The organism is Chryseobacterium sp. FR054, assembly GCF_056844565.1.
Genome location: NZ_JBXDSA010000001.1, coordinates 308,121 through 333,641, shown reverse-complemented (window position 1 = coordinate 333,641; position 25,521 = coordinate 308,121). Strand labels below are relative to the sequence as shown.

Sequence of the window (25,521 nt, the reverse complement as noted above, 5' to 3'; positions counted from 1 at the left end):
ATATGATATTACACTTCATTTCCGGCCAAATAATTTTTTATAAGAAAAAGTCCGGATTTATGTCTTGATTCGTTTGATTAATGTGTAATATCTTAAAAATTAACGTTTTAAATCTACGGACAAATGTTAAAAACTAAAATTTATGATGATTTTTCATGAATTGCTGAATTAAATAAAATAATCGATATTATGGTACCATTGAAAAATTGTAATTTTTTTATTCATAATATTGTGAAAACCTCAATGCCTTATTGTAACTAGGTTTTATTTCCGAAAAACGCTTAATTTTAACAATGATATTAATCAGGTTAACAAATTTTAATATTAACAGCTCCCACTGTAAATTTGCCCTCAGAAAGTATTAAAATTTTTTAAAATGAAAAAAATATTATTAGCGGGTGCAGTAGCACTTTTCGGTTTATCAAACGCTCAGATTGCTAAAGGTACTGTATATGTATCTGGTCAAGTTGGATTTTCTCAGGAAAGCGATAATAATACAGATAAGAAAGTATCTGAATTCAATATTGTTCCAACAGTTGGATATTTTGTAAATACTAACCTTGCAATAGGTTTAGGTGTTGGGTACAGAAATGGAAAAACAACTTTTGAAAAAAGCGAAACTAACACATCTGGTACTACTGTTACTACTTTAGATGCAAAAACTAAAGATATCAACAACGCTATCGTAGTTGAGCCTTTCGTAAGAAAATACTGGACTTTAAGCGATAAATTATATTTCTTCGGTCAGTTATCAGTTCCAATGGAATTCGGAAGCGGTAAAGATAAAGTAGAAGGATCTACAACTGTTACTACTCCTTCAGGAACTACAACTACAAGTGTTTCTACAAGCACTGACAAAGCAAAATCTACTTCTATCGGAGTGAGCATCAAGCCAGGTTTGGATTATTTCCTAAACAAAAACTGGACTATCGAAGCTACTATCGGTGAGTTTGGTTACAACAACAAAAAATATAACACAGACGGTGCAAAAAGCGTAGATAACTACAACTTCGGTGTAAATCTATCTACTGTAACTATCGGTGTTAAATATGTTTTCTCTAAATAATTAGTAAAAACATTAATAAAACAAGAGCCCTAAAGAGTAATTTTTAGGGTTTTTTTTATCTTTATAAATCAAGTTTTTAAATTAATGATCATGAAAAAAATCTTATTAATCGGAGCTCTTGCTCTGTTTACCGGAATAAATGCCCAAACCAGATTTGGAGTAAAAGGAGGTTATGCTTTATCAAAATTAACCTCGAATGAAAATGATTTTGAGCTGGGAGGAATTGAAGGAAGCCTGAAATCTAAATCCGGTTTTTACATCGGCGCTTTGGTGGAACATAAGTTCAATAATAAATTCGCGATCCAGGGAGAGCTTGAATACGCTGGTTTGGGCGGAAAAGCTGAAGTTGGCATGGGAAATATTACTGTAACAGAGAAGTTCAGAATGAACAGGATTGTTATCCCTGTGTCTGCCAGATATTATGCAACGCCCGAACTGGGAATTTACGCAGGTCCTTATGTGAGCATTAAAACAAGTACAGATGCAAAAGTAGAGCTGGAAGGTGCTGTGGGAAATCCTGCCTCTATTGACGCTGCTGAACAGTTCCTTGAAAAACAGCTGAATGACGGACTTAAATCCGCTGATTTCGGACTTTTCTTCGGAGCGGATTATAATGTTTACAAGGGATTGTTTATTGATGCACGTTACAGTTTTGGACTGTCTAATATGATTAAAGATCCGGTAAATAATGAGAAACTGAAGATGAACTTCTTGCAGATCGGAGTAGGATATAAATTTAAATAAAGATCTTTTTTGATAAAATAAAGTCCTGGGGAATAATTCTCAGGACTTTTTCTATATTTGCACCCAAAACTAAATTTTATCTAATAATCATGAAAAAACTAATATTAATGGGTGCTGTCGCACTTTATGGCCTGTCTGATGCTCAAATGACAAAAGGTGACTGGGTGATAAGCGGAAATACAGGACTGGGTTTCAATAATACCACTACAACCGTAAAGGGAGGCGGTTATTCTGAAGATAATCCTAAAGTAAATAAATTTAATGTAACTCCATCGGTGGGATACTTCGTCATCGATAAACTGGCTGTTGGTATCGATATGGACTTTTCAAATATGGTTACCAAATACAATAAAACAAAGCTGACAACGACAAGCTTTGCCGTAATGCCTACTGCTGCTTATTATTTTGCAAACGACAGTAAGTTTGTTCCTTTTCTGGGGGCAGGTATCGGATATGCAACCGTAAAAGACAAAGGAGAAATGGAGGTTATGGGTTATCCTGTGTCCAGTGAAACTAAAATGGATGGACTGATGTGGAGAGTGAAAGGCGGACTTACCTATATGGCGACACAGTCTCTGGGAATTAATCTTGGTATTTCTTACGACCAGTTCTCAAGTAAAGAAACCTATATGAACACGAAATTTACCACCAATATCAAAAATTTCGGAGTAAATGCCGGCTTCTCTTATTTTATTAAAAGTAAGGCCGGGAAATCAGATAAATAATCAGCTTTGTTTTAAAAAATCTGCTGACGGTTGAAAATTATTTTTGCCGTTTCACTGAAATTTCCGGAATTCTGAAGATCTTGAGCAGTTTCCTGATGAAAAATTCAGAAACAGACTTTTAACAATTACAATAACTATGAAAAACATACGCTTAGCACTGCTTGATAAATATAAAGACAATCCGGACTACGAGCTGACGGAAGGAAACATTTACAGAGATCCTGAAGAAGATCATTATGTCTTTGCCATCAGCTATGAACTCGAAGGCGAAGAGGACTCGCAGTACCCTCTGGAAGACATCCTCGATAAGTTTTACCTCCATGTATCCGATTTTATTGATGAGGACAGCTATTATATTTCAAGAAATGTGACCCTGGAACTTGCCGGTGAATTGGAGGATGTAAAAACGGCGATAAAGAGCATCATCGGCAAACACGTGTACAATGAAGAATATGATGATGAGGGTGTAACCAAAGTCAGAATGGTGATAGAGTAGCGGAGACAGGAACAAATAAAGATTAAAACGAATACCATGAATGATAATAACGAAAACTACATTGAGTACTACAATCTGAAACAACAGGCCATTGAGGGTATATTGGGAGCTTCAGCCGAAGTAATCGGCCATGCGGTCATTCCTTTCAGGGTAATTGCAGGAATGACGCTGGGAGCTGTGGATATGCATTATTTCCCCAATCATATAGAAGGAACCGGGTTTACAACGATGGAACTCATCACTAAGGAAGGCGAAGGCCCGAAACCCAACCAAAATGGAACATATGAGCTGATTGCTTTTACAAAACAGCCTTTCAGCGATATCAGTCAGGATCCTCCTACCGCATTCAATATTATGGAAAGACGTATGTGTGAAAACTTTACACAAATCGCGGGGGCAGCATATAACAAGGTTTTTAACCCGTATGAGATATGCCGGATATCCGGAAGTGACGGCGAGCCAAGATATATTATTTTTGATGTGTATAAGGAGTTTGAGATCGAAAGCCACACGCATCATCTTCTGCTGTGCATGGAGATTTTTGAAGAAGAACTGGCTACCGTAGAAATGTTTGGCCATGAGGGATTCGTCAATATGCTGAAGATGATAAAAATCTACCCATACAGTGACCTGGACAGGAACTGGGTAGGTGTTAAAAAGTAATTTGTACGGAACAAAAAAAAATTTAAAAATGCAGAAAGAACTTATACTGTCCCCTTCAAAAAAGAAATCTGAAATTGAAGGTTTTCCCAGCCTTAAAAGCTGTCTGATTGATATAAAAGGGTTCAAAAAGAAGTTGCTGCCTATTGTAAAGCTGGACGGCAGCGTAGTCAGTGAAAAATGGAAAGGCATTCCGTTTACCTTTATGGTTCAGAATGTAGACGTAAGCCGTATGGACTTCCGCCTGGAGGACCAAAAATACCGGCTGCTTGCCCCGCTTAAACTGGAGAAAATTGATGAATTTGAAGAATATGAGGATTTGGATGAGAAACGTAAATATCTTCAGACTTCGGTAGACAGGATAGAAAAACTTAATTACAAACAGGTGGACCAATACAGCAGTGATGGTCTGCTGGTGCAGTCGGGATCCTATTCGTACAGTCCCCATAAGCGTCTGGTGTACAGTTATGATAAAATAGGCGGAGCACTCATGCCGGTTACAAAAACAGTACAGTATTACACAGGCAATGGAGAATGGCTGGATTCGGAAATACACGCCTACCGCTATGATGCAGATGGATTCATTGAAAAAGTTACCATACATCAGCCGGGAGGAGATATAAAGATCACCGAAAAGATCCTGTATAAAAAGACCCGAAAGGGCTTCACCGCATCAAAGGAGCTGGCTCCCCACCTTCTTCCTGCAATAGATAAAAAACTGGGGGTTACATACACGAGGGTCCCTTTTTCAGCAGTATTTGAAGAAGAGGAGGATGCGTGGTACCTGGGAATTGAGGGACGTTCCATTACTTTAAAAAAGCCGGTAACCAATGCTGATTATGGCAACATGATATATCGGCATGCATTTAATCATTTTTATGATCTGTATTCCGGATTTCTCAGGTATACCTGTAAAATTGAAAGACAGGATGAGATACAGGTCAAAGTCAATGAAAAAGACAGCCTGCCCGATACTATTGAATATACGTTCAGCTTTCCTGAAAAAACCGACGATTTACCTCTGGAGTACACTGAGAAAAGTGATAAGAAAGTGGTCATGCAATGGAAATGGGGTAGTAAATACACCTTTGAGCATTCAGGTAATGAAATACAGGTGACTTCAGAAAGTAAATATGGTACGGGACAATTTGTGCTTCCCGGACAGTATACCCTGCAGCAGGCCATTATGATCGTACACACCCAGAGTTACCTTTGGTACAGCAATTTTGAACAGGAAAGAGTTTCTGAGTGGCCTCAGGATCTGAAAATTACCTATAACAAAACTGAAAACGGTATTGAGCGTATTATACAGGAAGTAGAAATAGAAGATAATATTACTGAAGGCACACTGCGCACAGGCGAACCGGACTGGCTGCAAAGCGATGAAACCCCATGCGATCCTGACGGGCATAAGATGGAATTTGTTGCCCAGCTGGACCATGACGATATGTTCGGCTCGCTGTTTCTGTTCTATTCGGAGAAGCATCAGATGGTATCCCAGGTGTTTCAGTGTACATAATAGTTATTCATAAAATAACGACCTTGAATAATCTGTGCAGGTATTACCCGAAATAATTAAAAAATGGGAAAAGATTTCATACTGTCCACCTCGGAAAAGAAAACTAAAATAGAAAGTAATCCCGGTCTGGGGAGCTGTCTGATCAGTATTAAAGGTTTTAAAAATGTATTGAAGCCTATTTTAAAGCTGGACGGCAGTATCGTCAATGAAAAATGGGAAGGCATTCCTTTTACCTTCTTTATCCAGAATGAAGAGGTCGACCGTATAGATTTCCGGCTGGCAGGTGGCAAATATCAGCTGCTTGCTCCGCTTAACCTTAGGAAGCTTGATCGGTATTACCTTAATAAAGAGCGCGAATACCTTCAGACCTCAATAGATTACATTGAAAGCCTGAATTACGAAAGGGTGGATAAGTATAATAACGACGGCCAGCTGATACAGTCAGGTTCGTGTTTATACAGACCCAATGGGCGTGACATCTACGGCTATGAAAGCATCAACGGAATATCCATGCCTGTTACGAAGACTGTACAATACTATCTGGGAAACAGAAAATGGATGAATCTGGAATTTTTCAGATACCATTATGATGCCGATGGCTTTTTGAAAGAAATTACCATGAACATTCCGGAATGTGAGGTGAAGATCACTGAAAAGATGCTGTACAAAAAGACCCGTAAAGGCTTCACTGCCTCCAAGAAAATGGCAAAGCATCTCATTCCATTAAAGAAACTAAGCTTTTACAGCAGATATGATATGTTTTCAGCAGTTTTTAAAGAAGATAAGACCGATTGGAATATCAAAGTAAATTACTGGAACATTCACGGTATACAAGATAAGAATGTAATGGCTGATGCAGGAGAAGTAATCAAAAAATTTGCGGTTGATCATTTTCATAGTTCATACAGCTGGATCAATTACCATAAACGGGATGGGATGCATGTTGAAATCAGTGAAAAGGAAGGTCTGCCTGATACATTTGAGTTTACCCTTAAATGTCTTGAAAAAAATGAGGTATGGAAAAGAAATTACATTGAAAAGAGTGAGAATAAAGTCATTCTGGATAGAGGTAACGGGAAATATACCTTTGAACATTTTGGTGATAAGATAAAAGTAACAAAAGAAGAATATTCTAAGACTAAACGCTTTAGTCTTTCAGGGAAATATACTCTGCAGCAGGCTGTAATGATGCTTGATACCCAAAGTTATCTGTGGTGGCATGACTTTAATGAGGAAAGAGTACTCGATGGGATAATGCATCCGTACGGCAGTGAACCTGTCTTATTGGATTTCACCAACAATAAAACTAAAAACGGTATTGAACGCATTGTACAGGTGGTAGGGCATCATTATGAAGATGATGAAGAAGATGGTGAACCTTTCGACAAATTGTGGATAGGCGAAGAAGCGGCATGGGAGAAGAAAGATGAAACCCCATTGGACCCCGATGGGCAGAAAATGAAATTTGTTGCCCAGTTCTACCGTTACGGACTTTGGGGGACACTCTACCTGTTTTATTCGGAAAAACATCAGATGGTATCCCAGATATTTCAACCTTCACCATATTAATATTAAAATTTCGGAAAGATGGAACTTAATGAATTGTATGATCAACTGATAGCAGAAGGCTGTGTCCGGTTTTGTATTGAAGGGATCGGCGCACAGCGTTATGATGATATGGAACGGCTGGAAATGAAAGCCGGGCAATGGCAGGTCAATTATTATGAACGGGGACAGGTAGTGGAAACCCTGTTTTCAGGTCCGGATAAACAGGAAGCAATCCGTTTTTATTATGACTATGTGATGAAGATACAGCATTGGCATCTGGTGGTTTTCACGCGCTCACTGGCTGTATTTAATTGGCATAAAGACATATTGGAAAATCTCGGCATCGGTACAATACAGAATGATCTTGAGGAAGAGCATGATTATAAATACCGGTTATTTGTAACCAACAAAGATATTTTCAACGCAAAAGAGGCATTGGATGAAATTCCTTATTTTGACGAAGATTTAAAACAACCATAAAAAAATCCGGTTCTGATCTGAACCGGATTCTATATTTTAAATAAAATTTCTTATTATTTTCCGAACATTCCGCCCATTCCAGGCATATTCGGCATTTTGCTCATCATCTGCATCATCTGTTTGCCCTGAGGTCCCTGCATCATCTTCATCATTTTACCCATCTGGTCAAACTGCTTCATCAGCTGGTTCACATCTTCAATCTTTCTTCCCGCACCTTTGGCAATTCTTTGCTTTCTCTGAGTATTGATAATAGAAGGTCTTCTTCTTTCATCCGGAGTCATAGAATAGATAATCGCTTCAATATGTTTGAAAGCATCATCGCTGATCTCAACATCTTTAATTGCTTTTCCAACCCCCGGAATCATTCCCATAAGGTCTTTCATATTACCCATCTTCTTGATCTGGTTGATCTGCTTTAAGAAATCATCAAAACCAAATTCGTTTTTAGCGATTTTCTTGTGAAGTTTCTTAGCTTCCTCTTCGTCAAACTGCTCCTGAGCTCTTTCTACTAAGGAAACAACGTCTCCCATTCCCAGGATTCTGTCTGCCATCCTTTCCGGGTAGAAAAGATCCAGAGCTTCCATTTTTTCACCGGTAGAGATGAATTTGATCGGTTTTTCAACCACAGAACGGATCGTTAATGCAGCACCCCCTCTGGTATCCCCGTCTAATTTGGTAAGAACAACCCCGTCAAAGTTCAGCGCATCGTTGAATGCTTTGGCCGTGTTTACCGCATCCTGGCCGGTCATGGAGTCAACAACGAAAAGTGTTTCATTAGGTTTAATGAAATAATGTACGGATTTGATCTCGTTCATCATCTGCTCATCAATAGCCAAACGCCCGGCAGTATCCACAATCACAACATCGTGGCCGTTTGATTTGGCAAAATTGATTGCATTTTCAGCAATCGTAGAAGGATTGGTTGCTCCTTCTTCCGTATAAACCGGCACATCAATCTGGCCTCCTAATACTTTAAGCTGGTCGATCGCCGCAGGACGGTAAACGTCACAGGCTACCAGTAACGGTTTTTTATTTCTTTTCGTTTTTAAATAATTGGCAAGTTTTCCGGAGAAAGTCGTCTTACCGGAACCCTGAAGACCTGCAATAAGAATTACAGAAGGTTTTCCCGAAAGATTGATTCCTTCCTGGGAACCACCCATCAGATCTACCAGTTCATCATGAACGATTTTTGTCATCAGCTGTCCCGGCGTAAGGGACGTAAGAACATTCTGTCCCAAAGCCTTATCCTGAACTCTTTTTGTAAGATCTTTGGCTACTTTATAGTTAACGTCGGCATCCACCAGCGCTCTACGGATCTCTTTTACGGTTTCCGCTACGTTGATTTCAGTAATTTTTCCCCTTCCGGAAATATTGTGTAATGCCTTGTCTAATTTATCCTGTAAACTATTAAACATATTTATTGTAAATTATAGGTTTGCAAAAATAAGGAATTTTTAAGAAATGCAGGTATAATACACTTAATATTATAAGGATTTTGAACTGGGAATGGAAGATGGAGGCCGGAAGAGGGAAGTTGTGAAGGTTATTAAACATAATTGTTTGTCTTTTTAAGATGATTTTTTTGAGATTGAAATTCTTTAAAACATAAATCAGAGAAAAATATCCACAAACATCTGTGAGATTTATGGAATCTGTGGAATCTCCGGGAAATTATTTTAACCACAAACCGAAGGTTCGACGTAGTCAAAAGATTTTTACACTTAAGATCCTTTTTAAGAGACTAGCTTTATGTTGAGAAGAACACTTAGGTTTAAAAATCAAAGATTTTTATGGATTTTACGGTGTGAAATTTTATCGGAGATAAAATCATTGCGTCCCTTTTTTATACAGCCTGTAAAATAATTCTTGCGGCCTTGCGCATTCCAACAAAAAAAACTGCTCAATCTGCACAATCTGCGGACAAAAAATTTCCATAACCATCTGAGAAAATCTGTGGAATCTCCGGGAAATTATTTTAACCACAAAAGGTTTTTACACAAAAGATTCTTTTAAGAAACTAGCTTTATGTTGAGAAGAACACTTAGGTTTAAAAATCAAAGATTTTTATGGATTTTGCGGTGTAAAATTTTATCGGAGATAAAATCATTGCGCCTTTTTTTTATACAGCCTGTAAAATAATTCTTGCGGCCTTGCGCATTCCAACAAAAAAATCTGCTCAATCTGCACAATCTGCAGGCAAAAAATTTCCATAACCATCTGAGAAATTCTGTGGAATCTCCGGGAAATTATTTTAACCACAAACCGAAGGTTCGACGTAGTCAAAAGGTTTTTACACAAAAGATTCTTTTAAGAAACTAGCTTTATGTTGAGAAGAACACATAAAAATCAAAGATTTTTATGGATTTTGCGGTGTAAAATTTTATCGGAGATAAAATCATTGCGCTCTTTTTTATAAGCCTGTAAAATAATTCTTGCGCCCTTGTGTATTCCAACAAAAAAAACTGCAAAATCAGAGACGATGTAACTTCCATTTTGACCATCCTTATTATTTCTTCCGTCTTAAAAAATATAGTTCTATTTTTGCAGCATGAATTTTTTAGAGGGGTTTATTATTATAGCATTGGCAGCGGTTCTTAATACAGCTGTATATATAATATTTAAAAAGTATTTTTATGGCAGAGAGAATGCGGGGCTCAGATTTCTTACGGTAAATATTCCTAAAGATGTGATTTGGCTGCTGATATCTTTACTGATTATTGACAAAACAAACGAAAATTTTCTGTTTTTGCTCGGATGCTTTGTGGTAGCGTCATTCCTTATATATATGCCTATAATAAAACTCATTAATAAATCCTGATTTTTTTGATGATAAAAATCAATTTTTAGTATTGGTAAAGTTTAATAAAATCGATATATTTGCACACGATTAAAAAAGAGATATGAACAGAAAAATTTCTTCATTATTTTTCGCATTTTTGTTTGTGTTTATTAGTGGTTTAGCCACTGCGCAGCATGAAACTGAAGGGGAAAAAGTAGCTGAAAAAGTAGAGCATAAAGAAGACGAGAAGGGCTTCAATGCGACTAAAGTGATCATGGAACACATTGGCGATTCTAACGAATGGCATTTATGGACTACAAAAGATGACAGTGGCGAAGAGCATCATGTTTCAATCCCATTGCCGGTGATCATTAAAGATAATGAAGGATGGCATACTTTTCTTTCAAGCAGCATTGCTCATGGTCTTGAACATGACGGGTACACTTTAGAGCACGGGCAGGTAGTTTCCACTAAAGGAGTTCAGAAAGCAACATTATTCTCTATCATCAGCGGAAAACAAAAATCAAACGAAGTGTTTTTTGATCTGTCAATCACAAAAAATGCAGCTTCAATGTTCTTGTCAGTAATTTTTATGGCAGTAGTGTTCATAGGAATGGCAAGGAATTATAAAAAATCGCAGCTTCCAAAAGGAATCGGTAAAGTAATGGAGCCTGTAATCGTATTCATCAGAGATGAAGTGGCTATCCCAAATATCGGATCAGTGAAATATAAAAGATATATGCCTTACCTGTTAACGGCGTTCTTCTTTATCTGGTTCAACAACCTTTTCGGATTGATTCCTTTCTTTCCTTTCGGGGCGAACCTTACAGGTAATATTGCAATCACTGCGGTTTTAGCTATCATTACATTATTAATTACCTTATTCAGTGCCAATAAAGATTACTGGAAACACATCTTTATGCCGCCGGTACCGTTATTGTTATATCCAATTATGGTTCCTATCGAGATCATCGGTATCTTTACCAAGCCGTTTGCATTAATGATGCGACTTTTCGCCAACATCACTGCCGGACACATTATGATTCTTGCGATCATCTCACTGATCTTCATCTTTAAGTCTCCGCTTTTAGGATTTGCATCAGTACCATTAGCGTTATTCGTTTCCGTACTGGAATTATTGGTAGCAGCGCTCCAGGCTTATATCTTTACGGTATTATCTGCATTGTTTATCGGTATTGCAGTTGCAGAGCACGAGCATGATCACCATGAAGAGCACGCTCACTAATTAAAAAGAAAGAATTTAAAAATAATTTTTTAACTAATATAATTTATTTATTATGGATTTATCAACAGGAACAGGTTTAGTTTACGTAGGTATCGGTTTAGCAGTACTAGGTGTAGGTCTAGGTATCGGTAAAATCGGTGGTCACGCAATGGACGCTATCGCTAGACAGCCGGAGCAGGCTGGTAAGATTCAGGGAGCAATGCTTATCGCTGCTGGTCTTATTGAAGGTGCTGGTCTTATCGCGATCATCTTTGGTGCTTTCATCAAGTAATCTATCCTCAAAAAACATTCTTAGCAGTGATGCGGTTGGCAGCTGCTAAGAATTTTAAAAAACAATCCATAAATAACATTTAAAAAAAAAGAATTTACAGATATGGGAATTATTGAACCTGGAATTGGACTTTTGTTTTGGATGACCCTTACGTTTGTTATCCTGTTATTTCTTCTAGCAAAATTCGCTTGGAAACCAATCGTGAATGCAGTTAATGAAAGAGAAACCTCTATCGTTGATGCATTGAACCAAGCTAAACTGGCTAAAAAAGAAATGGAAGAACTTAAGGCTGATAACGAAAGAATTATTCGTGAAGCTAAAATCGAAAGAGATGCTATCCTTAAAGAAGCCAGAGAAATCAAAGACAGAATCGTTGGAGAAGCTAAAGACGCTGCTAAAACTGAAGGAGACAAAATGATCGAAGCGGCTAAGCAGACAATCCAAGCTGAGAAAAATGCTGCTATGGCAGACATCAAAACTCAGATCGGTACTTTATCTGTAAACATCGCTGAGTCTATCTTAAAGCAAAAGCTGGATAACAGCGAAGCTCAGGACGAATTAGTTCAAAATTATTTAAACAAATCTAACCTTAACTAAGAATGCTTACATCTAAAGTAGCTAAAAGATACGCACAGGGTCTTCTGGATTTCACAAACGAATCAGGACAGACAGCTGCCGTATTTTCTGAAATGAAAGAGGTAGTGAAGATCATGGCTCAGTCTGCGGATTTGAACAAATTCTTCCTTACTCCTTACATTGATGCAAAAAAGAAAATAGAGGTAGCAGACCAGATATTCAAAGGTTTATCAGTTTCTTCACAAAATCTGATCAGATTAGTGATCAGACACGGACGTGAAAACCAATTGAAAAACATTGCCCAGGAATTCATCAACAAAGTTGAAGACATCAACGGCGTACAGAGAGTAACCCTTACTACGGCAACACAGCTTTCAAAAGAAAACATCGATCAGATTTTAAAAGCCAGTAATCTTGTAAAAGCAGGCTCAAGCTTTGATCTGAATCTAAATGTAAAACCTGAGATCCTTGGAGGATACATCCTTAGAGTAGGAGACCAGCAGGTAGACGCGTCTGTGAAGACAAAACTAAACCAAGTTAAAAAAGATTTCCAATTAAATTAAGAAAAACAACCATACAATGGCAGAAATAAATCCGGCAGAAGTATCTGCGATCTTAAAACAGCAATTGGCCAACTTCGATACTCAGTCAAACGTTGAGGAAGTAGGTACAGTTTTAACCATCGGTGATGGTATTGCTCGTGTATACGGGTTAGAAAACGTACAATACGGAGAGTTGGTGAAATTTTCTAGTGATGTAGAAGGTATTGTACTTAACCTTGAAGAAGACAACGTAGGTGTTGCTCTACTTGGTGAAAGTAAATTAGTAAAAGAAGGAGATACAGTAAGAAGAACAAACAGAATCTCTTCTATCAAAGTAGGAGAAGGAATGTTAGGAAGAGTAGTGGATACTCTTGGTAACCCAATCGATGGTAAAGGTCCTATTTCAGGAGATTTATACGAAATGCCATTGGAAAGAAAAGCTCCCGGAGTTATTTACAGACAACCGGTAACTGAACCTTTACAGTCAGGTATCGTTGCGATAGACTCTATGATCCCTGTAGGAAGAGGACAGAGAGAGCTTATCATCGGTGACAGACAGACAGGTAAAACTACTGTTGCTATCGATACGATCATCAACCAAAAAGAATTCTTTGATGCTGGTAAACCAGTATATTGTATATATGTAGCTATCGGTCAGAAAGCTTCTACCGTAGCACAAATCGTTAAAACCCTTTCTGATAAAGGAGCTTTGGCTTATACAGTAATCGTTGCAGCTAACGCATCAGATCCGGTTCCAATGCAGGTATACTCTGCGATGGCAGGTGCTGCTATCGGTGAGTTCTTCAGAGATACGGGTAGACCGGCGCTTATCGTTTATGATGATTTATCTAAACAGGCGGTTGCTTACCGTGAGCTTTCCCTGCTTTTAAGAAGACCACCGGGCCGTGAAGCTTACCCTGGAGACGTTTTCTATCTTCACTCCAGACTATTGGAAAGAGCAGCTAAAGTAATTGCTGATGACAATATTGCGAGCCAGATGAACGACTTACCGGAGTCTCTGAGACCAATCGTAAAAGGAGGAGGTTCATTAACAGCTCTTCCGATCATCGAAACTCAGGCAGGTGACGTTTCCGCGTACATCCCAACCAACGTAATCTCTATTACAGACGGACAGATCTTCCTGGAGTCTGATCTATTCAACTCAGGGGTTCGTCCTGCGATCAACGTAGGGATCTCTGTATCAAGGGTAGGAGGTAACGCTCAGATCAAATCAATGAAAAAAGTATCTGGTACTCTTAAATTAGACCAGGCACAATATAAAGAACTTGAAGCGTTCGCTAAATTCGGTTCTGACCTTGATGCTGCTACATTAGCGGTAATCTCTAAAGGGGAAAGAAACGTAGAGATCCTTAAGCAGCCGGTAAACTCTCCACTTCCGGTGGACAGCCAGGTAGCCATGATCTATGCAGGAACTGAAAACCTTCTTAGAAATGTCCCTATCAGAAAAGTAAAAGAATTCCAGATAGAATACATCGCATTCTTAAGATCTAAGCACCCGGATACAATGGCTGCTATCAAAGCAGGAAAAATTGATGATTCAATTACCAGCGTTCTTAAGCAGGCAGCTAACGATCTAGCTTCTAAATATAACTAAAAATCTCAACGTTTAAGGTTTGAAACATCGTTTTAAACCTTAAACTTCAGACCATAAACTTTGAACCCAAATTAATGGCAAACTTAAAAGAAATACGAGGCAGAATTACGTCAATTTCATCTACGATGCAGATTACACGTGCTATGAAAATGGTTTCCGCGGCGAAGCTTAAAAAAGCACAGGATGCAATCGTAATGTTGAGACCTTATTCTGAAAAACTACAGGAAATCATCCAGAATGTAAATTCTAGCTCAGATCCTGATCAGGTTTCTGTTTATGCTCAAAAAAGAGAAGTGAAGAGAGTTCTTTTCATCGCTGTTACTTCAAACAGAGGTCTTGCAGGAGCTTTCAACTCATCTATTGTAAAAGAACTTAACAGCCAGTTTCAGAATAAATCTCAATACGAAGTTGAAGTTCTTACAATCGGTAAAAAAGCATTTGATGCGGTAAGAAAAAACCGTAAAGTATATGCCAATGAAAGTGCCGTTTTTGATAATTTAAACTTTGATACGGTTGCCCACGTTACAGAAGGTGTAATGGGCAGCTTTAAAGAAGGTAAATTTGACGAGGTTTATCTGATCTATAACAAATTTGTAAATGCTGCCACTCAGGAAGTAATGACTGAACAGCTTCTTCCGATTTCAATGCCTGAAGCAGATGCATCGCAGGCTCCGGTAGAAACAGATTATATCTTCGAGCCCAACAGAGCTGAAATCCTTGATCATTTGATCCCTAAATCGATCAAAACACAGGTTTTCAAAGCCGTTCTGGATTCAGTAGCATCAGAGCACGGAGCGAGAATGACAGCCATGCATAAAGCGACAGACAACGCTCAGGCTTTAAAGAATGATCTTGTGATCTTCTACAACAAAGCAAGACAGGCTGCCATTACCAACGAGATCCTGGAGATCGTTTCCGGAGCAGAAGCCCTGAAAAATTCATAAGAAATACCTTAACAGTATATCCAAAGCACCGACACCTTCGGTGCTTTTTTATTGAAATATGAAGAATTAAGGTCCTATGCTTCTAAAAAAATCGGGCTTACAGAACCTTAAAATAACAGCACCCTTTTGTTATTTCCGGCCATATTTTTCTTCCTCTTCCAGCTTCTATCACCCTTTCCCTAAATTAAAATCCTTAGTTATTTATATTTTCCATATCTTTGTAGAAATAAAAATTACACAATTTCTAAATGGACTCGGACATAGTCAGGCTTTTGCTAGCCTTATTTCTTGTTTTACTCAATGGCTTTTTCGTAGCCGCAGAATTTTCAATTGTTAAAGTTCGTTACTCACAAATTCAGTTAAAAGCCGCAGAAGGAAACTCTATGGCAAAACAGGCGGAACACATCATCAAACACTTAGATGAATATCTTTCTGCCACACAGCTTGGTATTACATTGGCTTCCCTGGCATTAGGTTGGGTAGGGGAAAGTGCGCTTCACCATATTGTTGAAAATATTTTTCACTCCTTAAGCATAGAGATGAGCCAGGCATCGATCACCTCGGTATCACTGATCATCAGTTTTGTATTGATCACCATCATGCATATTGTTTTCGGAGAACTTATTCCTAAGTCAATTGCGATCAGAAAATCAGAGGCAACGACGATGGCTACGGCAGTTCCTCTAAGAGTATTTTACACCGTTTTCAAGCCGTTTATCTGGTTGATGAACTCCATGTCCAATGCTTTCTTAAGAATCGTAAAGATCCATCCCGCTTCAGAACAGGAGATCCACTCCACAGAAGAGCTTCAGTTATTGGTAAAACAGAGCGCCGATAGCGGAGAAATCGAAGAGGAAAATTACGAGATCATCAAAAATGCATTCGATTTTACCGATCATTCTGCCAAACAGATCATGGTTCCCAGACAGAATATTACCTCCATCGATTTTGAAGAAGATATCAATGAGATTATCAATAAGATCATGGACAGCGGGTATTCCCGTATTCCTGTATACCTGGATTCCATTGATAATGTAATCGGTATTTTCTATACCAAAGAGATTATCAGGGAATTTGTTAAGAGAAAAGGAGATCTTAACCATGAAGACCTTAAAGAGCTGATGCGTGACGCCTTTTTCGTAGTGGGAAGCAAAAAGATTTCAGACCTTTTGAAGATCTTCCAGCAGAAAAAACAGCACCTGGCTATCGTTATTGACGAATTTGGGGGAACAGAAGGAATTATTACCCTGGAAGATATTCTGGAAGAACTGGTAGGAGAGATTCAGGATGAAGAAGATGATGAAGATAAACTGGTAGATAAGATCGGGGATAATATTTACTGGGTTCAGGCAACCCAGCCGTTGGATGAAATCAACGAATATCTGCCTAAAAAACTTCCGTTATCAGAAGACAGCGAATACAATTCACTGGCAGGATTCATTCTTCATGAACTGGAAGATATTCCGGAAGAAAATCAGGAATTTGACCTTGATAATTACCATTTCAAGATCCTGAAAATGAATAATAAAAGCGTAGAGCTTGTAGAATTGATATATGAAGGGCCAAATATGATCAACGATCTGGCCGATAAAATAGGAGAAGTTTAAAATTTATTAAAGATGATTTTTTATAACAGTATAAAAGATTATGAAGATCCGAAACGGCAGTATGAAGAAGAAGTACTCGTTCTGGATGATACGGATGAAGTCTACAAACTTGTTTTACACAATGATGATGTTCATACCTTCGATTATGTGATCGACTGTCTGATCGAAATCTGTAAACATACTTTGGAACAGGCCGAACAGTGTACGATATTGGTACATTACAAAGGCAAATGTACCGTAAAAACAGGCTCAATGGATCTTTTGAAGCCTATGCATGAAAAATTGCTTTCAAGGGAATTAACAAGCGAAATCGTATAAAAACAGTAACCGTTTCATTTTCATGAAACGGTTTTTAATATCTGTAAAACAGTTTATCAAATTTTCTATACTTTATGTTGTTTTTTTGTGTTAAAAAAACTTAATATTCAATAATATTTATTATTTTTATAACGATTACAAAAAAACAATATATGAAATTGAAAATTACTTCACTGGTATTAGGCAGTGTTTTATGCTGCAGCACACTAATGGCCCAGCAATCATCTTTTGAAGCTCCCGCTAACAGGTGGATCCAGGACAACTCAAGAAACCTGGGAATTCAAAGTTTTAGTAAACTTACTTTAAAATCTGTACGTAAAGGTAATACCGGAGAAACACTCCGTTTTCAGCAGTTTATAAAAGATGTGCCGGTTTTTCAGTCTGAAATTCTGGTTCATTTCAATAAGGACGGGAAAATAAGTTATACGGGTACGGAAAGTTTCAGGAAAGATCTGAAGGAAGTGGATACAGTGCCTTCTATTTCCGCATCGGAAGCTCTTAAAAAAGCGCATACAGCTTCTAAGACCACAGGAGAGATCACTTATGAAGAAAATAAACTGGTTGTTTATATTACAGATTCAGGAGAAACAAAGCTTGTTTACAGAGTACTGACCAGTTCGTTTGACAATCCTGGAAGTTGGGAGACGATTGTGGATGCAAAAACAGGGGCTGTAATCAGCATGAAAGATATTTCTGTAAAACATCACAACGAAAATGGCCCGTCTAATCATAAAAAAAGTAAAAAAGTAAAGGCGAAAAAAGCTTTTGTAACAGGAACTGCTTATATTTTTGAACCGGACCCCCTGTCTAAAACCGGATCAGACTATGGAGGTAATTTCGTAGATAATAATGATGCTACAAATGCAAGTCTGGATGCGGCCAGAACATTAGTCACTATTCCTGAAATTGATTTTACTGGCGGAATTTATACCTTAAAAGGAAGCTATGTTGAGATTAAAGATATAGAAGCACCTGCTACGGGACTTTTTACACAATCTACCAGCCAATTTCTTTTTAATAGAAACGAGCAGGGATTTGAAGCGGCTAATGCTTATTGGCATCTGGATAATAGCCTTAGATACATCAACGTAACTTTAGGAATAGCATGCAGGCCTTCGCAAAACAGTGGGGTATTAAGATTTGATCCGCATGGCTTTAATGGATCAGATAATTCTCATTACCTGACCGGAAGCGAATCTCTTGGATTTGGAGAAGGAGGGGTAGACGACGCTGAAGACGCTGATGTAATTCTGCACGAATTGGGACATGGTATTCATCACTGGCTGGCTGGAGGAATATCTAATGCAGATGGTCTGAGCGAAGGATGTGGAGATTACTGGGCACACTCCTACAGCAGAAGCTTAAATCAATGGCCTTCATCAGCTCCACAGTATAATTGGATGTTTAACTGGGATGGGCATAACCCTTTCTGGGATGGGAGAATTACTAATACCACAATGACCTATCCCGGATCTGGAAATTATTACGATAAGGCTCAAATCTGGTCTGCTGCTCTGATGAGAATCTATGACAGAATTGGAAAAGAGAAAACAGACAGAGCATTCCTGGAAGGACTTGATTTAACCACTTCAACCACTAACCAGCAAAATGCAGCTATTGCTGTAAGACAGGCTGCTATCGATATGTTGGGGCAGTTTGGATTTAACTGTAATGATATTACCGCAATGACTCAGGAATTTACAGCAGCCGGGTATACGCTTCCTGCCTATACCTGCCAGCTTAGTACAAAAGAGGTTGCTAAAGAACAGCAGATTGCCATTCATCCAAATCCTGTTTCTGATATCTTAAATGTATCACTGAAAGGAAATAAAGAGCAGAAAGCCGAGATCTACAACATGGAAGGCCGAAAAGTAATGGATGCAACAGTAGGAAACGGAAGAAGCCAGATCAATGTTTCATCACTTCAGACAGGCGATTATATTTTAACCATTAAAGAATTGGAAATATCCGCGAAATTTATTAAAAAATAAACATTAAAAGACTTTTTAAATCCGGTGCACAGCATCGGATTTTTTTTGTCCCGAATGGCATATACTGCCGGAAAAGTGCATCATCTTTTTCCCCAGGAGATATCTGCCGTTCTTAATTTGTCAAATTATCTGTCCGTACTGTCATATTTTTATCTAAAATAGTATATTTGTACAAACTATAAAGAAACAAAAAAGAATGCTTGTAATAGGAATTGCAGGAGGTACAGGCTCCGGCAAAACTACAGTTGTTGACAAGATACTCCAGCAGCTTGATATTGAAGGAATGAACATCCTTTCGCAGGATAATTATTATCATGACAATCCGAATCTTACCCTGACAGAGCGGGAAGCGTTAAATTACGACCACCCGAAGTCCATAGATTTCGAACTCATGCTGAAACACGTAAAAGCTCTAAAAAACAATCAGCCCATAGAACAGCCGATTTACAGCTTTGTAACGCATTCCAGAACAGGAGACCATGTCACAGTAGAACCTAAAAACGTATTGGTGGTAGAAGGAATTCTGGTCCTTACCAATAAAGAACTCCTGAAAGAATTTGACCTGAAAGTATTTGTTCATGCCGATTCAGATGAAAGGCTGATCAGAAGGATCAGAAGAGATACACAGGAAAGAGGAAGAGACTTAAACGAAGTTCTTCACCGTTATCAGACCACTTTAAAACCGATGCACCAGGAATTCATTGAACCGTCTAAGAATGAAGCAGATCTTATCATTCCGAATATGAAACAGAATTCCGTAGCGATTGACTTTTTAACTACTGTTATAAAAAATTCGTTGAGAAAACATTAAAAATGAAAGAAAACAAACTTATTAAAGATATCCGGCCGAAGTCTGAAACACTCAGACTCATTCAGAAATATGTGCTGAATAAATATACCATTACCATTGGTCTGTTTCTGGTCTGGATGATTTTCTTTGATAAAACCTCTTTTCTCGTAATCAATGAACTGAACGGCGAAATCAGCCGGTATGAAGAACAGCTGGAATACTATAAAAAGGAATACGAAAAAAATGATACTTTTTATAAAAAGCTGATGAATAATAAATCGGAAAAAGAAAAATACGCAAGAGAAAATTACTTTATGAAAAAACCGGACGAAGAAATCTTCATCCTGGTGGTAGACAGCAGTAATATTGCGAAAAAATAATACAAACTGAACAGAATCCGTCAACAGTGAATTTACATTCAGTTTGAAACTCACTATTGGCGGTTTCACAATTCACAAATACTCCATCTCCAATGTCAGAAACACTTCCAAACTGGGAAAATTTAGTAAAAAAGCAACTTAAAACAGAAGATATTTATTCAATTTTAAAAAAGGAAAACCTGGAAGGAATTGAAGTAAAACCGTTTTACAGTGAGGTCCCGAAACCACTGGCCAACCTGCCGAAAGTTGAAGAAAATACCCATCTTGTGGCAACTTACCACGAAAGTCTGGAAGAAGATGTATTTGCGTTTATTCTGGAACATAATGTAGAGAATCTTGAGCAAAAGACGCTATTTGTCAATAACAGGGATCTTGCAGGGCACATCAGCCCAAAAGAAGAAGATCAGTATTTTTCGCTCATCAGTGTTATTGATGAAAAAACGGCTGTTATAGACGATCAGCTGGCTAAAGAACTTTTAGCAAAAAACTTCAGAAGAAATATCTGCATTGATATTTCCCTTCACCAGAATGCGGGAGCCGCCATTTATCAGCAGCTGGGAGTAGCACTGGCTCAAACAAAGGAACTTACTGAAGTGTATGGTTCCGAAATTTTAAATAAACTGATCTTCAGAATTGCTGTCGGTGGAAACTATTTCTTTGAAATGGCGAAACTGAGAGCTTTTAAAATCGTTTTTAACCAGCTTTCCAAAGAATACGGTCTGGACGAAGTTCCTTATATCTTTGCCGAAACTTCCCTTAGAAACAAAGCCATTGCTGATCATGAAAACAACCTGATCCGCTCAACCCTGGAACTAGCTTCCGCAATGATCGGAGGAGCAGATGCCGTTTTCAGCAACAACTATCTCGTAGAGAAAAGTACGGAAAATTCCGAAGAAATTTCTTTCAAACAGCAGATTGTTTTAGCTTATGAAAGCATTATCAATGTATTTGAAGATGCTTCAAACGGAAGCTATTATGTAGAAGATATTACCCGCCAGATTGCAGAAAAATCCTGGGATCTTTTTGTAGAAATAGAAGAAGCCGGAGGTTATCTTGAACTTTTAAAACAGAGAACTGTACAGAAAAAGATCTATGACCATGCCGTTGAAGAGCAGAAATGGGTGGAAGAAGGGAAAATAAAGCTCATCGGAGTTAATTTATACCCTAAATTAGACATTAAAAAGTCAGTGGAAGAGCTTTACAGCGAAAATGAAATAAAAGCCGTACGTTGGGCTGAAATGTTTGAATAACTGTAATTTCCCACAGATTCCTCAGATGCCAAAGATTATTCTGTTGAATATCAATGATATTTATATGTAAAAAATCTGCGTGATCTGCCCAGTCTGCGGACTTATATAAAAAATATGAAACCCGAGGGAAACAAAATACTGGACGAACAGGTTCAGAACTTCATCAATACCAATCTGAATACGGATTTACACGCATTACTGCTGAAAAAATCCCCGTTTCCTGATGTTTCTATGCCGGAAATCGTACAGCAGATCAAAGGAAAACAGGTTGCCGGGAAAAAATTTCCTTTCCTGTTAAAAGACGGAATTGTTTTTCCGCCCCAGCTCAATCTGGAGCAGTCTTCTTCAGAAAAGACCGCTGCCTATAAATCAGAAATGTTAAAAGGAAGAAAGTTCGCAGATCTTACGAGCGGATTCGGGATTGATGCCTGTTATCTTTCGCAGAATTTTGAAGAAGTTACACTGGTAGAACAAAATACTGAACTTTTGGAAACCGTAAAACATAACTGGGGCATTATGGAACGTAAAGCTTCATTTATAAACCGGAAGCTGGAAGAATTTCTGGACTCCAATGCAGAACATTTTGATGTGATGTATCTTGATCCGGCAAGAAGGGACAGCAGTAAAAACAAAGTTTTCCTTCTGGAAGATCTCTCACCCAATATTCTTGAAATTCAGGAAAAGCTTATGGCATCTTCAGATCAGGTGATCATAAAACTTTCTCCGCTGATTGATCTTAAATATCTGGTTTCAGTACTTTCCGGTATTTTCCGGATAGAAATTATAGCCCTGAAAAACGATGTGAAAGAAGTCGTTGTTTTCCTTTCAGAAAAAAAATATGACGGAATTATCTGTAATTGCGTTAACCTGGACAGCAATGAACCCGAATTTTCATTCACATTTGGTGGGGAAGACCGTGCAGAAGCTGTATACGGTGAACCCGAAAGGTTCATTTACATTCCCAATAACTCTATTCTGAAAGCCGGAGCATTCAGCCTGGTCTCTGAGCGGTTTACACTGAAAAAACTTCATCCCAATACTCATATTTATACTTCAGATAAAAAAAATGACGGTTTTCCGGGTCGGATCCTGGAAATGGAAACGGTTGAATCTAAGGAGATTAAAAAGAAAGGACAGTTCAATATTATTTCCAAAAACTATCCGCTGAAACCCGAAGAGATCAGGAAGAAATACGGGATAAAAGATGGGGGAGAAAACTATCTTATTTTTACACAATCCAAAAAAGGTAAAATTATTTTAAAATCAGTATAAAAATGTTGCCGAAAAAAGCAGGATTTCTTAATTTTGGGCAATCAAAAATTTAAGCATGAAGCCGCCTGCTGTTTAAACGGTCGGGACAGACTGAAATACTGCGGTTTCATACGACCTTTAAAAAATAAATTTTGTATATGAAAAAATTAGTTATATGTTTAGCTATTGCTGCTGTAGCTGTAAGCTGTAAAAAGATCCAGGCAGGAGGAAACAAAAATACACTGAAACTGGAAGAAGGAGTAGAAAGATATTCTGATGACGTACAGGGCGGAGGCGAAGCACATGGTCATAACGCTGCTGAAGGTCACAAAGAAGCGGCTCCTGCTGAAAAGCACGAAGCTGAAGCTCCAAAAAAAGACAGCACTGCCGCTGCAAAGCCTGCTGAAGCTGAAAAAGCTCCGAAAGCCGAACATTAATTACGAGTATACCATATAAAATGTCCTGCCACTGTGTGCAGGACATTTTTGTTTATAACTGTCGTCAGGATTTAAGCTCATTTTTCATGAATATGTATATAAAATTCAACAAAATTTGTTGAATTTTATATACATCAATTTAGGAGGTTTATATCTACGTTTGTAGTGTAAACCAAATAAATATTTCAACTATGAAAAAAACAATTTTATTAGCCACTTTTTGTGTTGCTGGAATGGTAAGTGTAAGTGCAAAAGAAACTGAAACTAATAAAGAAAAAGAAACTGTTTCTAAAACTGAGCAATCGGAAAGTTCTCAGAAAGTTTTGATGACCTGCCAGCAAGTAGGCTTATATGTCTGGTGTAAGAATACAACATACGATGATACCATTTGCTGGGGTGAAGGATCTCATAACGCTACATATCAGCAGGCGCACATTGAAGAGGTTCATAACGCTCAACTTTTAACTGAATCTATTTGTGGAAAGCAGAACCCATAAAATATATATATGCGCTTTTTTATTCTATTTTCTCTGATCGCAGGCAGTTTCCTGTATTCTCAATCAGCTAAATCTGATACTATTACATCACAATATGAGATTATTTATAGGTTAAAAATGGTAAGAGATACATTGGTTAAAGATAATGTTATTGAAGAAGATTTGTCCTTGCTTATAAAGGGTAGTACATCTTTATTTAAAAGTAACAAGAAGGCTGTTAAGGATTCGGTTATGATGGCTATTGGAGAGAAAGCTTTTGCTGCCCCTGCAAATGGTAAGGTGATACTGGACATGAGAAATGTTCCTTCAGTCTTTTTTCCTGATGAAGTATTTGCTCAAAACGGAAAGCAAACAGTTTTTAAAGAATTTTTGAGAAATCGTTTTGCATTTCCTCTCGAAGATAAAGTCATTTGGCAACTTGATAAGGAAACAAAAAAGATAGGCTCTTATCTATGTCACAAAGCTTCTGGAAAATACAAAAATCGCAATTATGAATCATGGTATACGTCTGAGATTCCGATTAATGATGGACCATATATATTTAAAGGCTTACCTGGATTGATCTTGGAAATTTACGATACTAAAACATATAATATCTTTTCAATGATCAGTGTTAAAAAGGTTGCCAAGCCTATGGTCCTGATGAAAGAAGCAATCAATACAACCTATCAGACATTCCAAAAATCCCGCCAGAATTATTTAAATGATCCAGCAGGAACAGTCTTAAGTAGGATAGGTGGTTTTAAACTTACTCCTGAAGATATTGAAAGGATAAACAGTAATGCGAGACGTGACAATAATTTTATAGATTAAATGTAAAGTGTTTATAATATTACCTTTATAGTTTTTAGTTTTACACAGCCTCATCAATTTAGGAGGTTTATATCTACGTTTGTAGTGCAAACTGCTCGCTCAGCTTTTCTACAATTTTTTGTCTGAAAGATTGATGAAAATTCCATTATTTAAATTACCGGAAGAATTGTCATTATTAATCGGAATAATGCTGGTGGCAGATGTTTCAAATAAATCTTCAATTTTTACACCAAATATATCTGCCTGCTTAGGATCTGGAAAATTTTGAATAACGTAAAATAATTGCGGGAAATATTAAAAAAAATGAGACCGTAGCAAAAAGACGGCCTCATTAAATTAACAAAATGATGAAAAATTATTTTAGTAAAGTTTTGATAAGTTCCTGTATCTGTTTACCCAGTTTTTCTGCTGTTTCCTGATCAGAAACCTTAATGATAATCTGTCCTCCAACCTGAATAATGCTGGTGGAGGGTGGCTCAAACAAGCTTTCGATTTTCACGCCAAATATATTTGCCAGCTTAGGAATATATCTGGATTTTACTTCTGTGGTTTCATTTTCCCAGTTGACATACGTAAGCCTGTCTACCTCCAGCATATCTGCAATATCCTGCTGGGAATATTGGGTTCTGCTTCGAAATCTTTTAAGGGTTACTCCTATGCTCATATATCTGCTTTTAAATGGTTTGCTTATTTCCTTAATTTCCTGTATGCTTTAAATGCAGAATAAAGCAATATAAAAACTGAATAAAATCAAAATAAAAACGTCGGTTATTGTAAAATATGGCGTTATTTGTGTAATTCCCTTTAAGGTGTAATAAAATATAAATGTAATCTCTTATTTTTAATTATTTATTTTCACTTACAGGTGATAAATATTAAGTGATTCATACGGAGGATTTGTAAAAGTGATCCGTATGATTTATCTGAATTATCTGAATGAATTTTTCACAACGTTCCGAAGCTTATAAAAAAAGAC

Annotated in this window: 26 protein-coding genes; 24 read left to right on the top strand and 2 right to left on the bottom strand. The window is 37.7% G+C overall.

Going from position 1 to position 25,521, the window contains the following annotated elements; translation table 11 throughout:
• Window positions 1–376 precede the first annotated feature (376 nt).
• The 8 genes from AC106S_RS01610 (at window position 377) to AC106S_RS01575 (ending at window position 7,238) form a co-directional block, all read left to right on the top strand.
• Window positions 377–1,066: an outer membrane beta-barrel protein gene (locus AC106S_RS01610; RefSeq protein ID WP_482437386.1), complete on the top strand. Its 690-nt coding sequence runs from the start codon at window positions 377–379 to the stop codon at window positions 1,064–1,066.
• Between the two features lie 90 nt (window positions 1,067–1,156).
• Window positions 1,157–1,810, top strand: a complete 654-nt coding sequence (locus tag AC106S_RS01605) for a porin family protein (protein WP_482437385.1) — start codon at window positions 1,157–1,159, stop codon at window positions 1,808–1,810.
• An 89-nt stretch (window positions 1,811–1,899) separates the two neighbouring features.
• Window positions 1,900–2,535: an OmpW family outer membrane protein gene (locus AC106S_RS01600; RefSeq protein WP_482437384.1), complete on the top strand. Its 636-nt coding sequence runs from the start codon at window positions 1,900–1,902 to the stop codon at window positions 2,533–2,535.
• A 136-nt stretch (window positions 2,536–2,671) separates the two neighbouring features.
• Complete coding sequence (locus tag AC106S_RS01595; RefSeq protein ID WP_482437383.1) at window positions 2,672–3,031, top strand: hypothetical protein; 360 nt, start codon at window positions 2,672–2,674, stop codon at window positions 3,029–3,031.
• A 36-nt stretch (window positions 3,032–3,067) separates the two neighbouring features.
• Window positions 3,068–3,694 (top strand): suppressor of fused domain protein, encoded by a 627-nt coding sequence (locus AC106S_RS01590; protein ID WP_482437382.1) that lies wholly within the window; start codon window positions 3,068–3,070, stop codon window positions 3,692–3,694.
• A gap of 28 nt (window positions 3,695–3,722) precedes the next feature.
• Window positions 3,723–5,210, top strand: a complete 1,488-nt coding sequence (locus AC106S_RS01585; RefSeq protein ID WP_482437381.1) for a hypothetical protein — start codon at window positions 3,723–3,725, stop codon at window positions 5,208–5,210.
• Window positions 5,211–5,273: 63 nt separating this feature from the next.
• Window positions 5,274–6,779, top strand: coding sequence for a hypothetical protein (locus tag AC106S_RS01580; RefSeq protein WP_482437380.1), 1,506 nt, complete (start codon window positions 5,274–5,276; stop codon window positions 6,777–6,779).
• An 18-nt stretch (window positions 6,780–6,797) separates the two neighbouring features.
• Window positions 6,798–7,238 carry a hypothetical protein gene (locus AC106S_RS01575; protein WP_482437379.1) on the top strand — a complete coding sequence of 147 codons (441 nt, stop codon included), beginning with the start codon at window positions 6,798–6,800 and terminating at the stop codon, window positions 7,236–7,238.
• Window positions 7,239–7,291: 53 nt separating this feature from the next.
• On the opposite strand, the gene ffh is transcribed toward AC106S_RS01575, so the two are convergent.
• Window positions 7,292–8,653: a signal recognition particle protein gene (ffh, locus tag AC106S_RS01570; protein WP_062700049.1), complete on the bottom strand. Its 1,362-nt coding sequence runs from the start codon at window positions 8,651–8,653 to the stop codon at window positions 7,292–7,294.
• A 1,485-nt stretch (window positions 8,654–10,138) separates the two neighbouring features.
• Between ffh and atpB the strand changes: the two genes are divergently transcribed.
• The 16 genes from atpB to AC106S_RS01490 all read left to right on the top strand — a co-directional run bounded on the left by atpB (window position 10,139) and on the right by AC106S_RS01490 (window position 24,545).
• On the top strand, window positions 10,139–11,263 hold the full coding sequence (atpB, locus tag AC106S_RS01565; RefSeq protein ID WP_482437378.1) for a F0F1 ATP synthase subunit A: 1,125 nt from the start codon (window positions 10,139–10,141) through the stop codon (window positions 11,261–11,263).
• Between the two features lie 52 nt (window positions 11,264–11,315).
• Window positions 11,316–11,534: an ATP synthase F0 subunit C gene (locus tag AC106S_RS01560; protein WP_034681712.1), complete on the top strand. Its 219-nt coding sequence runs from the start codon at window positions 11,316–11,318 to the stop codon at window positions 11,532–11,534.
• 102 nt (window positions 11,535–11,636) lie between these two features.
• Window positions 11,637–12,131 (top strand): F0F1 ATP synthase subunit B, encoded by a 495-nt coding sequence (locus tag AC106S_RS01555; protein WP_482437377.1) that lies wholly within the window; start codon window positions 11,637–11,639, stop codon window positions 12,129–12,131.
• A 2-nt stretch (window positions 12,132–12,133) separates the two neighbouring features.
• A complete protein-coding gene (gene atpH, locus AC106S_RS01550; RefSeq protein WP_482437376.1) occupies window positions 12,134–12,673 on the top strand; it encodes an ATP synthase F1 subunit delta in 540 nt (179 codons plus the stop codon).
• Between the two features lie 16 nt (window positions 12,674–12,689).
• The gene (gene atpA / locus AC106S_RS01545) at window positions 12,690–14,267 is read left to right on the top strand and encodes a F0F1 ATP synthase subunit alpha (RefSeq protein ID WP_482437375.1); all 1,578 of its coding nucleotides are present in this window, start codon (window positions 12,690–12,692) and stop codon (window positions 14,265–14,267) included.
• Window positions 14,268–14,341: 74 nt separating this feature from the next.
• The gene (gene atpG / locus AC106S_RS01540) at window positions 14,342–15,211 is read left to right on the top strand and encodes an ATP synthase F1 subunit gamma (protein ID WP_062700037.1); all 870 of its coding nucleotides are present in this window, start codon (window positions 14,342–14,344) and stop codon (window positions 15,209–15,211) included.
• 248 nt (window positions 15,212–15,459) lie between these two features.
• The gene (locus AC106S_RS01535) at window positions 15,460–16,818 is read left to right on the top strand and encodes a hemolysin family protein (protein WP_482437374.1); all 1,359 of its coding nucleotides are present in this window, start codon (window positions 15,460–15,462) and stop codon (window positions 16,816–16,818) included.
• 12 nt (window positions 16,819–16,830) lie between these two features.
• Window positions 16,831–17,136, top strand: coding sequence for an ATP-dependent Clp protease adaptor ClpS (locus tag AC106S_RS01530; protein ID WP_482437373.1), 306 nt, complete (start codon window positions 16,831–16,833; stop codon window positions 17,134–17,136).
• 152 nt (window positions 17,137–17,288) lie between these two features.
• The gene (locus AC106S_RS01525; protein WP_482437372.1) at window positions 17,289–19,127 is read left to right on the top strand and encodes a T9SS type A sorting domain-containing protein; all 1,839 of its coding nucleotides are present in this window, start codon (window positions 17,289–17,291) and stop codon (window positions 19,125–19,127) included.
• A 196-nt stretch (window positions 19,128–19,323) separates the two neighbouring features.
• Window positions 19,324–19,938 (top strand): uridine kinase, encoded by a 615-nt coding sequence (udk, locus tag AC106S_RS01520; RefSeq protein ID WP_482437371.1) that lies wholly within the window; start codon window positions 19,324–19,326, stop codon window positions 19,936–19,938.
• A 2-nt stretch (window positions 19,939–19,940) separates the two neighbouring features.
• The gene (locus AC106S_RS01515; protein ID WP_482437370.1) at window positions 19,941–20,297 is read left to right on the top strand and encodes an FtsB family cell division protein; all 357 of its coding nucleotides are present in this window, start codon (window positions 19,941–19,943) and stop codon (window positions 20,295–20,297) included.
• A gap of 92 nt (window positions 20,298–20,389) precedes the next feature.
• A complete protein-coding gene (locus AC106S_RS01510) occupies window positions 20,390–21,547 on the top strand; it encodes a methylmalonyl-CoA mutase family protein (RefSeq protein WP_482437369.1) in 1,158 nt (385 codons plus the stop codon).
• A gap of 114 nt (window positions 21,548–21,661) precedes the next feature.
• Window positions 21,662–22,819: a class I SAM-dependent methyltransferase gene (locus AC106S_RS01505; RefSeq protein ID WP_482437368.1), complete on the top strand. Its 1,158-nt coding sequence runs from the start codon at window positions 21,662–21,664 to the stop codon at window positions 22,817–22,819.
• A gap of 137 nt (window positions 22,820–22,956) precedes the next feature.
• Window positions 22,957–23,235, top strand: coding sequence for a hypothetical protein (locus AC106S_RS01500; protein ID WP_482437367.1), 279 nt, complete (start codon window positions 22,957–22,959; stop codon window positions 23,233–23,235).
• A gap of 191 nt (window positions 23,236–23,426) precedes the next feature.
• Window positions 23,427–23,732, top strand: a complete 306-nt coding sequence (locus AC106S_RS01495) for a hypothetical protein (protein ID WP_482437366.1) — start codon at window positions 23,427–23,429, stop codon at window positions 23,730–23,732.
• Window positions 23,733–23,741: 9 nt separating this feature from the next.
• Window positions 23,742–24,545 (top strand): GLPGLI family protein, encoded by an 804-nt coding sequence (locus tag AC106S_RS01490; RefSeq protein WP_482437365.1) that lies wholly within the window; start codon window positions 23,742–23,744, stop codon window positions 24,543–24,545.
• Window positions 24,546–24,900: 355 nt separating this feature from the next.
• Here AC106S_RS01490 and AC106S_RS01485 read toward each other — a convergent pair whose 3' ends face one another.
• On the bottom strand, window positions 24,901–25,209 hold the full coding sequence (locus AC106S_RS01485) for a helix-turn-helix transcriptional regulator (RefSeq protein ID WP_482437364.1): 309 nt from the start codon (window positions 25,207–25,209) through the stop codon (window positions 24,901–24,903).
• Window positions 25,210–25,521 lie beyond the last annotated feature (312 nt).